The sequence below is a fragment of the Pseudalkalibacillus sp. NRS-1564 genome, assembly GCF_050467905.1.
GTDB lineage: Bacteria > Bacillota > Bacilli > Bacillales > Guptibacillaceae > Guptibacillus > Guptibacillus hwajinpoensis_B.
The window spans coordinates 124,148-136,408 of sequence record NZ_JBITPM010000038.1 but is presented as its reverse complement, the minus strand read 5'-3'; the positions used below and the strand labels follow the sequence as shown (position 1 = coordinate 136,408).

General features: G+C 39.8%; 14 protein-coding genes. 1 reads left to right on the top strand and 13 read right to left on the bottom strand.

Annotation, left to right across the window (positions count from 1 at the left end):
* Positions 1-147: 147 nt before the first annotated feature.
* Genes aroH through aroC form a run of 3 tightly spaced genes read right to left on the bottom strand, consistent with a single transcriptional unit; the run spans position 148 to position 2,758 of the window.
* On the bottom strand, positions 148-510 hold the full coding sequence (aroH, locus tag ACIFPW_RS17580) for a chorismate mutase (RefSeq protein WP_430246211.1): 363 nt from the start codon (positions 508-510) through the stop codon (positions 148-150).
* Positions 507-1,583, bottom strand: a complete 1,077-nt coding sequence (aroB, locus tag ACIFPW_RS17575) for a 3-dehydroquinate synthase (RefSeq protein WP_430246209.1) — start codon at positions 1,581-1,583, stop codon at positions 507-509. The genes aroH and aroB overlap by 4 nt, the downstream gene beginning before the upstream one ends.
* Positions 1,584-1,585: 2 nt before the next feature.
* A complete protein-coding gene (gene aroC, locus ACIFPW_RS17570) occupies positions 1,586-2,758 on the bottom strand; it encodes a chorismate synthase (protein WP_194221926.1) in 1,173 nt (390 codons plus the stop codon).
* 280 nt (positions 2,759-3,038) lie between these two features.
* Here aroC and ACIFPW_RS17565 point away from each other — a divergent pair, with 280 nt between their 5' ends.
* A complete protein-coding gene (locus tag ACIFPW_RS17565) occupies positions 3,039-4,457 on the top strand; it encodes an amidase (protein ID WP_430246207.1) in 1,419 nt (472 codons plus the stop codon).
* 81 nt (positions 4,458-4,538) lie between these two features.
* On the opposite strand, the gene ndk is transcribed toward ACIFPW_RS17565, so the two are convergent.
* The 10 genes from ndk to ACIFPW_RS17515 form a co-directional block, all read right to left on the bottom strand.
* Entirely contained in the window at positions 4,539-4,982 is a 444-nt protein-coding gene (gene ndk / locus ACIFPW_RS17560) for a nucleoside-diphosphate kinase (RefSeq protein ID WP_194221928.1), read from the bottom strand.
* 103 nt (positions 4,983-5,085) lie between these two features.
* On the bottom strand, positions 5,086-6,054 hold the full coding sequence (hepT, locus tag ACIFPW_RS17555; protein WP_430246204.1) for a heptaprenyl diphosphate synthase component II: 969 nt from the start codon (positions 6,052-6,054) through the stop codon (positions 5,086-5,088).
* A 42-nt stretch (positions 6,055-6,096) separates the two neighbouring features.
* Positions 6,097-6,810: a demethylmenaquinone methyltransferase gene (locus tag ACIFPW_RS17550; protein WP_430246202.1), complete on the bottom strand. Its 714-nt coding sequence runs from the start codon at positions 6,808-6,810 to the stop codon at positions 6,097-6,099.
* 3 nt (positions 6,811-6,813) lie between these two features.
* Positions 6,814-7,641: a heptaprenyl diphosphate synthase component 1 gene (locus tag ACIFPW_RS17545; protein ID WP_430246200.1), complete on the bottom strand. Its 828-nt coding sequence runs from the start codon at positions 7,639-7,641 to the stop codon at positions 6,814-6,816.
* Between the two features lie 213 nt (positions 7,642-7,854).
* Complete coding sequence (gene mtrB / locus ACIFPW_RS17540) at positions 7,855-8,076, bottom strand: trp RNA-binding attenuation protein MtrB (RefSeq protein WP_098443979.1); 222 nt, start codon at positions 8,074-8,076, stop codon at positions 7,855-7,857.
* Positions 8,077-8,099: 23 nt separating this feature from the next.
* Positions 8,100-8,666: a GTP cyclohydrolase I FolE gene (gene folE, locus ACIFPW_RS17535; protein ID WP_194221932.1), complete on the bottom strand. Its 567-nt coding sequence runs from the start codon at positions 8,664-8,666 to the stop codon at positions 8,100-8,102.
* A gap of 118 nt (positions 8,667-8,784) precedes the next feature.
* Entirely contained in the window at positions 8,785-9,057 is a 273-nt protein-coding gene (locus tag ACIFPW_RS17530; RefSeq protein WP_048309232.1) for an HU family DNA-binding protein, read from the bottom strand.
* 390 nt (positions 9,058-9,447) lie between these two features.
* Complete coding sequence (gene spoIVA, locus ACIFPW_RS17525) at positions 9,448-10,926, bottom strand: stage IV sporulation protein A (RefSeq protein ID WP_194221933.1); 1,479 nt, start codon at positions 10,924-10,926, stop codon at positions 9,448-9,450.
* A gap of 220 nt (positions 10,927-11,146) precedes the next feature.
* A complete protein-coding gene (locus ACIFPW_RS17520; protein ID WP_194221934.1) occupies positions 11,147-11,866 on the bottom strand; it encodes a hypothetical protein in 720 nt (239 codons plus the stop codon).
* A 32-nt stretch (positions 11,867-11,898) separates the two neighbouring features.
* Positions 11,899-12,096 (bottom strand): DUF2768 domain-containing protein, encoded by a 198-nt coding sequence (locus ACIFPW_RS17515; RefSeq protein WP_194221935.1) that lies wholly within the window; start codon positions 12,094-12,096, stop codon positions 11,899-11,901.
* Positions 12,097-12,261 lie beyond the last annotated feature (165 nt).

Sequence of the window (12,261 nt, the reverse complement as noted above, 5' to 3'; positions counted from 1 at the left end):
GCTATTTATGTCCCAGCCTCGTATAAACGTATCCCTCTAAGCTCTCCTCAACTCAACTATCCTATTCTCTGCTCTCTCAACTCGTAATACCTAATCGTGCCTCTGCTCTAAAACTTATTTCTATCCTAGTATGATGAATCTCATTTGTCAACTCGCAAGATCTGGACGAAGTGACACAGCTTTCCCTAAGTAAATGTGATTAATTTCATCCTGGTCAATTGTTGTATTCACCGTCATTAACAGTCGAATACACATCGGTAACGCTCCTTGAACAGGGATTTCTGATGAGCAAAGCAACGGAACGTTAGACCACCCTTTAAATGCTCGAACTGCTTCTGCAGGGAATACAGCATCTAAATCCCCAGTCATCGTAAACTGAATGGACGCCACCATAGCAGGATCTATTTTATTATGTTCGATTAGTTGTTCTAGTAATGTCGTCGTTGCATGAATAATTTCATCTTTTTCATTAAGGTTAACTGTCGTTGCTCCTCTAATCCCGCGAATCAATGTGCTCCACTCCCTTCCATACTAGCTCGAAGCAGTTCAAGGGCAGATTCATCGTCTATCATCACCTTAACAGGCTGACCGATCTTCTTTAATAAAACAAATTGTAATGTTTTGTTTTCCGCTTTTTTGTCTTTCTTCATCCGGCCAACTAATTGGTGAATACTAAGCTCATTCGGAACTACAGTAGGAAGACCGATATCTTGAAACCATTTCGTTATTTCATCCATACGAAACGTTGTTTGAAAATATTCCTCACTTAATTTGAGGGCATAGATCATTCCGATAGCAACCGCTTCTCCGTGTGTCATTTTTCCATATCCAAGCTCTGATTCAATCGCGTGACCTAGTGTATGACCAAAATTCAAGTAAGCTCTGATTCCTTGTTCGCGCTCATCTTCCTTCACAATTGCGCCTTTGACACTAATACCCTTCTTGATAATGAATTGAAGCTCTTCATCTGTGTATTCCTGAACTTTCTTTCCTCTATCCATTAGCCATTGTAAAAACGATTCATCATGTATGAGCGCATGCTTGATCACTTCACTAAATCCTGAACGCCATTCACGATCTGGAAGGGTTCTTAGACACTCCGTATCAAAAATAACGGCTGACGGCTGATGAAAGGCACCAATTAAATTCTTACCTACTTCATGGTTAATTCCTGTTTTCCCACCAACGCTTGAGTCATGAGCTAGTAACGTAGTTGGAATCTGAATAAATTCAATTCCTCTCATGTATGTAGCGGCAGCAAAGCCGGCTAGATCACCTACTACCCCACCACCAAGAGCGATGATGCAGGCTTTTCGATCCAACTCAGCTTTAAGTAATGCCGTCATTACCTCATGGTACATAGCGAAAGATTTCGATTCTTCTCCAGAAGGAACAACGAAAGTCCGGATATTCTCATGTCCTTGAATTGAAGATAAATATTTTGCTTCAACTGCTTCATCTGTAATAATGAAAAAACTTGAATAAGAAGCGTAATCAATCAGATCTCTCCATTTGTTTCGAATCCCAGTTCCAATATGAACAGAATAACATCCCCCATTTGTATCAATCGTTATACTGTCCATCCTTAAAACTCCCGGCTATATGTCCTGAAGCGTTCAAGCGCATCTGCAATTTCTTCAATACGATCATGACCAAACTTATCAAGAATTGAACACGCTACTTCCCATGCGACAACATTCTCAGCAACAACGCTTGCGGCTGGAACCGCACAGCTATCAGATCGTTCTATACTCGCTTGGAATGGCTCTTTTGAATCGATATCTACACTTTGCAGTGGTTTGTATAATGTTGGAATAGGTTTCATAACCCCTTTCACAACGATAGGCATACCGGTTGTCATACCACCTTCAAAACCACCAAGGCGATTAGTTTTACGTGTGTATCCCTCTTCCTCAGACCATTGAATTTCATCATGGACTTCACTTCCAGGAATTTTTGCTGCATCAAAACCTATTCCAAATTCAACACCTTTGAATGCATTAATACTCATAACAGCTCCAGCAATTTTCGAATCAAGCTTTCGATCATAGTGAACATGACTTCCAAGACCTACAGGCAATCCTTCTACGATAACTTCGACGATTCCACCAATTGAGTCGCCATTTTTCTTTGCATCATCAATTGCTTCCATCATTTTCTGACCAGCTACTTCATCAAGACTTCGAACAGGCGATTCTTCTGAAACACGCTGAATTTCTTCAAGAGACATACCACCATCGTATTGACTCTCAATTCCTCCAATCATGCGCACGTGCCCAGCCACCTTAATACCAAGTGTCTTAAGTAGTTTTTTAGCTACAGCTCCAGCAGCAACTCTTACTGTTGTTTCTCTAGCAGATGATCGTTCTAACACGTTTCTCATATCTCGATGATTGTATTTAATAGCGCCGTTTAAATCTGCATGACCAGGTCGCGGACGTGAGATTTGACGCTTCATGTTTTCTTCTTGTTCTTTTGTTAATGGTTCAGCACCCATGTAATTTTTCCAATGTGTCCAGTCTTTATTTTCTACGACAAGTGCAACTGGAGCACCAGTTGATTTCGCGTGACGAACACCACTTAGAATTTGAACCTGATCCTTCTCAATTTGCATACGGCGACCTCTCCCGTATCCAAGTTGGCGCCTCGCAAGTTCTGTATTAATATCTTCTGCTACTAGCTCAAGACCAGAAGGAAGTCCTTCAAGTATTGTCGTTAGCTGTGGTCCGTGTGATTCTCCTGCTGTTAAGTATCTCATCTCTATCTCCTCCATTTTGCTTTGGCGCTTTTACGTACTACTATATCACACCATCTAAAATTCGTGTAATTATTTTTAACTTTTTCAATAATGGTTGGGCATATCCTAACATAATTTAACTAAAAAAACACAATTTTTTTATTCTTCCTCTCTGTTAAGACCCCCTATTTACTACTACTGTTAACCACGTTATGTTTATGGTTAAAAGCGATACTTGATTGCCTCATGAGCCATATTTCGTTACAGTTGACGGTATAGTTTAACTTAAGGAAGTGTACAGATGGAAATTACAAACCTAACCGCTCAATCCATGGCCAAAAAAATAATGACAAAAGAACTTTCACCTGTTGAAGTAGTGCAAAGTCATCTTGAACGAATAAAACAATTAAATCCTAAATTCAACTTATTTATCACTATTTTCGAAGAAGAAGCTTTAAAAGAAGCAAAAGGAGCTGAGGAAGAGCTGATGAAAAGTGGTGTGCGTGGTCCTTTACACGGAATCCCAATCGCCCTTAAAGACCTCACCCCCGTAACTGGTCGCCTTACTACCTTTGGCTCTCCAATCTTTAAAGATCACATCGCCCAATCAGAACCAACGATAGTTAAAAGGATTCGTGATGCTGGTGCAATCATCATTGGAAAAACGAACACTCCTGAATTTGGACATAAAGGTACGACAGATAACCTTTTAGCTGGGCCAGCAAAAAATCCGTGGGATTCATCTAGAACGGCCGGTGGCTCTAGTGGTGGATCTGCTGCTGCAGTAGCAAGCAAATGCGTTCCGTTGGCAGAGGGAAGTGACGGTGGCGGATCGATTCGAATTCCTTCGAGTCTTAATGGCATTATCGGCCTCAAACCAACATTTGGCCGCATTCCATTCGATAGTTCACCGATCAATCGCTTCGGAACCACACAGCCTTTTGTACATTATGGTCCAATGGCGAGATCTACCGAAGACGCGGCATTACTTCTATCGGTTATGGAAGGTTACGAACCAAATGACCCTTACTCTGTTCCAGTACCAGAAAGTAACCTACAACAAGAAATGCAGCTGGGAGTGAAAGGAAAGAAATTTGCCTATACAGAGGATTTCGGGTTATACCCGTATGACCCAATGATTCTAGGCCCAATTGAAGAAGCTATTTCCATATTACGTGATCAAGGGGCTATAGTAGAAAAAATTCCCTTCCAATTTGAGATGAAATTAGAAGAATTAATTTCTTTCTTTAATAAAATGTGGTTTGCGGGGTTAGCGTCTGCTTACGGATCCCTTTACGACCGTTTCCCATCTCAATTTAGCTCATCTGTCTCTGACATGATTGAAGCAGGCAGAAAGCTCAGTGCAGTAGAATTGAGAGAAACTGAAATGAAGAGAACACAAGTGTGGAACATCATCCAAAAAGAACTTAATCGTTTTGATGCCATACTCTCTCCTGTAGTTGGGGTAACCGCTTTTTCACACCAGATCGAAGGACCGGATCGTATTAACGGAAAAGCATCCGCCCCTATCTCTGACTGGATGATGACACAGCTTTATAATTGTACCGGGCACCCGGCTATATCAATACCCGTTGGTTTAGCACATTCCGGCTTACCAGTAGGTCTTCAAGCGGCATCTAAGAAATTTAACGATAGTTTATTGCTTCGAATTGCCCATACTATTGAAATCGAAAAAGGTTTCCAATTTCCAAACTTATAACTCAAGATTTCATGTAATAAAAGAATCCGGACTAGTTGTCCGGATTCTTTTATATAAGCGCTTTCATTTTGTTGTAAAAAATCAAACCCACTTTGAGATCGTTTTCGCATACTCATTTAGTTCATTTTCATTAAAAAATAAAGCGATTTCTCTTTCAGCACTTTCTGGAGAATCTGAACCGTGAATGACATTCATACTTACTTGCACTCCATGGTCACCACGTATCGTTCCTGGACTTGCATCTTTCGGATTGGTTGCCCCCATCATTGTACGTGCTGTTGAGATGACGTTCTCACCTTCCCAAACCATCGCAAAGACAGGACCTGATGTAATGAAATCTACTAGTTCGCCGAAGAATGGACGCTCTTTATGTTCGCCATAGTGAGTTTCTGCAAGGTCTTTTGAAACCGTCATCAATTTTGCTCCCACTAAATTAAAGCCTTTATTCTCGAAGCGTGATACAATCCCACCAATTAAATTACGTTGAACCCCGTCAGGTTTTACCATTAGAAATGTTTTCTCCACAAAAATCTCCTCACTTTCAACACTTTATATGTATAGGGCAGAAAGCATTTTTCTGCCCTTCAAAATTCTATCAAATATTCGCAAAAATAACAACATTTCCTTTTTAATGTTTCCGTTTGCCTATATATTCTGCGATTTGTCTAAGTGAGGTTCTAGCAGAATGCGAAGGTAATTGATCCAATTCATGAAACGCCTTTTGAAGATAGCGATCACTAATGTCCCGTGCGTGCTCAATACCTCCAGAAGACTTTACAATGCTTATGACTTGATTGACTTGCTCCTGAGAAGCATAGAGTTCTTCTGAGAACACATTCATGATTTCTTCCTTGTTACCTTGATTCATGGCATAAAGCACCGGTAACGTAATATTCCCCTGTAATAAATCGCCACCAGCGGGCTTTCCAAGCTGCTTAACCGTTCCTGTGTAGTCCAAAATATCATCCGTGATTTGATAGGACATTCCTACGTAATAACCGAACTTTTTAAGATGAAGCTGTTCTGCTTTCGAAGCACCTGCTGCTACCGCACCAAGTTCACAAGAGGTAGCAATAAGTAGAGCGGTTTTCCGCTTGATTCTCCGAAAATAATCTCGTACATTTTGATTCCAGTTAAATTGATCACGAATTTGTTCAATTTCACCTATGCTCATCTCAAGAATCGCAGTAGATAAAATGGTATTGGCAGCTGGTTCTTTCAATTCTGTAACGAGCTCAATCGCTCGTGCAAAAATATAGTCACCAGTATACATCGCCACACGATTATCCCATTTGGCTTTAATCGTTTTAGCCCCTCTTCTCATTTCTGCATCATCGATCACATCGTCATGTACGAGAGAAGCCATATGAATAAGTTCAAGTGCCACTGCCACATTCTTCATAAGTGGCAAATTATAATCCCCGAATTTACCTGAGAGCAAAACGAAAACAGGACGGATTCGTTTCCCTCCAGCTTTTAATAGGTGGTTAGAAGCATCCCGGAGAACAGGATGGTGAGCATCTACCGTTTGCTCCAGTTCGGATTCAATAAAAGATAAATCTTTTTTTAAAGAAGCGTATATCGTTTTTAATTTCATGAGATCCACCTTACTGATTTTCACAAAATATCTGTTCTCTTTTTATGGTTTGATTGGCTTAAATCCTCTATGCATCGCTGCAACGCCACCTGAGTATGGCTTTATGTCTACACGGCTAAATCCATTTTGAAAGAAAAGATGCTTTAATTCATCGCGTCCAGGGAATGTGCTTGCTGATTCCTGTAACCATGAATACTCTTCGTAACTCTTCGCAAAAACTTTACCTAGCACCGGCATTACGTGTTTAAAGTAACCATAATATACCTGTCTGAATACTGGAATCGTTGGTTGACTTGTCTCTAGACAAACCACCTGACCACCCGGTTTTACTACCCGAAACATTTCTTTAATAACTTGATTGTAATCCGGTACATTACGGAGTCCAAAGCCAATTGTCACATAGTCAAAGGAATTATCTTCAAAAGGGAGATTCATCGCATTTCCATGAAGAAGTGTAACATTATCTTTTTTCTTTTCCTTGACTTTCACTTGACCTACTTCAAGCATATTTTCGCTAAAATCAAGTCCAATTGCCGTTCCGCTTTTACCGACGGCATCTGCCATAGCCAGTGTCCAGTCTGCAGTACCACAGCAAACGTCTAAAGCTGTTGTTCCCTTCTGAACGTCCATCAGTCGCATTGTATCTTTACGCCATGCTTTATGACGTTGAAAACTAATCACAGAATTCATGACATCATATCGCTTTGATATGGTTTGAAATACGTCGTGAACGCGTTCTTCTTTAGATGAAGCCATTCTTTATCCCTCTTCCGCCATTTTCTTTTCCTGTATGCCCAGTAAACCCCAATTATATTCAAATCGCTTCTGAAACAGATGATGAAGCTCTGAATGGTTATGAAGTAGCTGATCCATCTCTTTCTTCGCATGTGAAATATAAGAGTCCAGTACAATTTTCACTTTAGAAACTTGATTGGTTGTAAGCTTCGCATCTTTAACCGATAGAAGCGTAGCAGCAATCTTATAAAGGACATCGGACCCAGATTGAATGAGCCCCTTCTTACGTTCAACTAGAAGACGGTTCATATAAAAATAGTGAGTTCCAAAATTGCTCCAGTTATTTAAACCATAATGTTCAGCAACTTTCCGAACTAATATAGACTCAATCGTCTTTATGTTATCAAAGACAGATTCAATTGATGTATAGTCCGTTTGATAAAAAGCCATCTTTGCCTCATTTATTTCCTGAATGGCCTCTGAAAGAGTACGAATCAGACCATTATCTCCCCACTTAGAAAGAATATGATAATACATGCTACTAAAATAGTCACCAGCAAGCACCGTTAGCTGACGATTTTTTCGTTCACTTTCGTTCTCAATATTATCGAGTGAGATTAATTCATGCGTATCAAGTGCAATCTGCACAAGCATGATGGACAGGAGCGTATCCTGCTTTCTTTTATGTTCGAGCTTCGCTTGTTCTAATATGCCATAGAACACATATAGCTTCTCTTCATCAATAACTGGAAAATCAATAAATCGAAGCAAATATGAATGGGATAGGCGAGACTGAAGCATGTCTCGAACTCCTGCTATTTTTTTATGTGTACTTTCTTTCGGATTTGTCATATCCCATACCCCTTACATGTCTTCCAATTAGAAAAGTGAGCCAGCCGCGTCTTTTTGCGAAAGCTTACGTTTTCCATATACTTTATTTTGTCGGTTTTTTCATTGTTAAAGTATAAATTATGTATTCATTCCTAGTATAGCACAATAACCCTCTAGCTAAAACGAACGGCTAAGGTTTTGAAATGAAAGAAAAGCAGGTTATAATGTCCTGCTTTACTCTTCCGTACTTATTTCACCATGTTCTGTTTGAATGACAGCTTTTCCTCTCACCTTAACCGCAGATGTATGCTCCGTGAATTGGGCAATCATAACTTCGCCTTTATCTAGTTTCTCTGAATGATGAAATCTTGTATCAGATCCACGCGTCAACCCAATAACGTTCACACCATTTTCAAGTGCTTTAATTACAAAAAAATCGTTGCTATCACTCTTCATATCGATCACTCCGCTTAAAAGGATTAGCCCTTGATCAAACCAAGTACTTCAGATCGTGCAGCAGCGTCATTTTCAAACACGCCTCTTACTGCTGATGTAACGGTTGATGAACCAGGCTTCTTAACGCCTCTCATAGTCATACACATGTGTTCTGCCTCAACTACGACCATAACACCATGTGGATCTAATGTATCTACCATCGAATTTGCTATCGTAGATGTAATTCGCTCTTGAAGCTGTGGACGTTTCGTTACAGATTCAACAGCTCTTGCTAGCTTACTAAGTCCTGTTACCTTCCCGCCTTTTGGAATATAGGCAACATGCGCTTTTCCGAAGAAAGGAACAAGATGGTGCTCGCAAGTTGAGTAAAAAGGTATATCTTTAACTAGAACAAGCTCCTCGTGGTCTTCTCCAAAAATAGTCTGAAAATGCTCTTTTGGATCTTGATGCAGCCCCTGAAAGATTTCTTCGTACATTCTTGCTACACGTTTTGGAGTATCCAACAATCCTTCACGCTCAGGATCTTCACCGATCGCTTCAAGGATCATTTTCACTGCTTCTTGTATTTTTTCATGATTAACTTCGTACATTGTTCTTACTCCTCCATTCAGGGCCTTTATTACCTATCAAGATTCTAGCACATGGAGAAAAAGTTAGCAAAAAAGAAGAGCCGCAGAATGTGCGACTCTTCTTGGCCCTATGTATTTCTTACTTCACTGCATCCTTAAGGGCTTTACCAGGTTTAAATGCAGGAACCTTACTTGCAGCGATTTCGATTTCTTCGCCAGTTTGAGGGTTACGCCCTTTACGAGCAGAACGCTCACGGACTTCAAAGTTACCAAAACCAATTAGTTGAACTTTGTCACCCTCTTGCAAGGATTGCATAATGTTATCAAAAACTGAGTCAACAGCTTTTGTCGCTTCTTTTTTAGAAAGCTCTGCAGATTCTGCAACAGCATTGATTAGATCTGTCTTGTTCATTCTGTTCACCTCCTCTCAAGAGAGATGGATAAATACATTCATTTACTTAATGACCAATATTTATACGTTGCAATGCACGTTTAGTACGTTTGCAAGCCCTATATTATACGAAGATGCGAAAGAATTCAATACGTTTAGCTCGATTTCAACGATTTTTCAATGTTTTTTACCTATTATCTGCTAAATGAGCGTTTTGTAAACGCTCTAAAGGTGACTTTTCTATTGTCTGTTAATTCAAGCAATTCAACACTTTAGATGGACAAATGTTAGATATACTCAAGAGTTGCTAACTCAGCATAACAACTCACTAAAATAGATAATACCCCTTTTCTCGGTTTTTCTAAACCACTTAACGTAAAAAACCGACTCCAGGTATTGGAGTCGGTTTTGTTATAATATAATCGCAATTAAACCGCCGGATCCTTCGTTAATAATGCGTTCGAGCGTTTCTTTTAATTTATAACGAGCATTTTCAGGCATTAAACCAAGTTTTGCCTGAATCCCCTCTCTCACGATAGAATTCAGGGAACGACCGAAAATATCTGAATTCCATATTGAAAGCGGATCTTCTTCAAAATCTTGCATTAAATAACGAACAAGCTCTTCGCTCTGCTTTTCCGTTCCAATGATAGGTGCGAACTCCGATTCTACGTCTACTTTAATCATATGAATAGATGGGGCAACTGCTTTCAACCTGACACCAAACCTTGACCCTTGACGAATGATTTCAGGCTCATCGAGGCTCATATCTTCAATCGCTGGCGCTGCAATACCATAGCCAGTTTGTTTAACCATCCGAAGAGCGTCTGAGACGTGATCATACTCAGCTTTTGCAAATGCAAACTCCTGCATAAGTTGGAGGAGATGATCCTTTCCTCGAATTTCAACACCAACAACCTCTTTTAGAATTTGATCGTATAGATCTTCTGGAGCATAAAGATCAATTTCCGCTATTCCTTGCCCCATTTCAATTCCTGCTAAACGAGCATCCTGAATAAATTCAAATTCCTCAAACTGACCTACGACACGATCAACATCCCTTAGACGCTTAATATCTTTCACAGTCTCTCTAACGGATTCTTCATAACTCTGTCGCAACCAATGATCTTGGTGGAGAACCATTACCCAACTTGGTAAGTTCACATTAACTTCTAGAACTGGAAATTCGTAAAGCACTTCTCTCATGACATTGTTAATATCATGCTCCGTCATAGTCTCTACGCTAAGAGAAATAACAGGAATATCATATTTATTACAAAGGTCTCCTCTTAATGCCTCCGTTTGTGGATGGTGTGGGTGGGCAGAATTGACAATCATAATAAATGGCTTACCTACTTCTTTTAATTCCTCCACGACTCTTTCCTCAGATTCAAGGTAGTCGTGTCTTGGGATCTCCCCAATGGATCCATCAGTCGTTATCACGACGCCAAGCGTGGAATGTTCTTGAATTACTTTTCTTGTACCAATTTCAGCTGCTTCTTGAAACGGTATCGGCTCTTCATACCATGGTGTATTGATCATTCTTGGCCCATCTTCATCTTCGTATCCCTTAGCACCAGGCACTGCATATCCGACGCAATCGACAAGTCTAACATTAACATCAAGACCATCTTCCACATGAATTTGAACGGCGTGATTTGGTACAAATTTAGGCTCAGTCGTCATAATGGTACGGCCAGCAGAACTTTGGGGTAGTTCATCCAGTGCCCTCGTTCGATCAGAATCACTTTCCATATTGGGCAGGACGATTAGTTCCATGAACTTTTTAATAAATGTTGATTTCCCTGTTCGAACAGAACCTACGACTCCAAGGTATATATCTCCCCCTGTACGCTCTGCGATATCTTTGAAGATATCTACTCTCTCCACGTGATCGCCTCCTGAATTCCGCCTCATTGGACGAAATGATTCACTCCAGACCGCAGACTTTCTTGAACACTACCATTCTATGATGTTGTCCAATAAATATGACAGTTCACAGTAAAAGGATTTGATGCTTTAAGTAAACTTTTCGTCCTCTATTGAATAAGCCCATAAAAAAGTCCCTCCTCTTTTTAATAGTTGTATTGCTAAAGAGGAGGGAAAATACCTATTTCACTAAAAAAACAGCTTTATCATTTTCAATTGTATACGCAACAGAAGCAACAGGAACATAAAACGAATTGTCTGCTAACAAATCTCGGATATCATCGCCCTTTTCATAGCTGTGATCTGGATTACTTTCGATTGCCTTCGTAAGGTCGCTAGAGTAATTAATATGTACATCACCTTTTTCATCTAAGAAAAATGGAAGTTGTTCATTTGTAAATGGACTTTTAACAGTCGGCTCTTCATCCATCCCCATCGCATCATAATCGATGGAATACCGGTCTTTTGCAAGAACATCTTTGAATGGTGGATAGTTCTTTTTCCTTCTATAATCATTAATACGTAGCTGAAGATCTTTTACTTTTTCAATAGTGACTAAATCAATTAATCTTACTGTAGGCTCTTCTTCTACATGGATAAGTACATATTGAAATACCCCACCACTTTCAAATGAATTCCCAGGTGCTTGCTGTAAGAAAGCGGGCACTAATTTCTTGAAGTCAACTGGATACTTCTGATAGATTGGTGTTTCCTGATCTCTTGTTTTGATAGGAAGAATGGACTTATTTTCTTGGAATTGCTCTACTGCTGTTTGAACAGATTGAATTTGGTCTGTATAAGGAATTTGATTCTCGTTTTTTTGACTCTCTGGATACAGGCATCCTGACAGTAGAGTAACAAGGCATGTCCATAATACAGCTTTAGTAGCTAAACGTTTCATTACACTCATTCCTTAGTTAGAAATTTACTCATTTAGTTAGTAGGTCCAGTAAACACGACGAGAAGCATGAGCACCCCCGCAACGAACATACACATATATGCAAAGGTTGACACAAGCACTCGGAAAATACCTTTAAGCTTCGTGCGACTTAACATGATCGCCATAACCGCTATAAACATTAGTCCTAGTGCCGAAAGTGCTACCCACATCTTAATTAACGCTGGTGACATTTTAATCCCCCTAATATGACAAATCTAGTTTGCACTGCCCACCATTATATCAAATCTTTACTGCATTTACCTCTAAAGGTTTCAACAATTTAATGGTTCTACTTAATTAAAGCTCTTCAAAACATTCCAGCGTACTTCATTTAAAAGGTAACGCTTCCATAAATG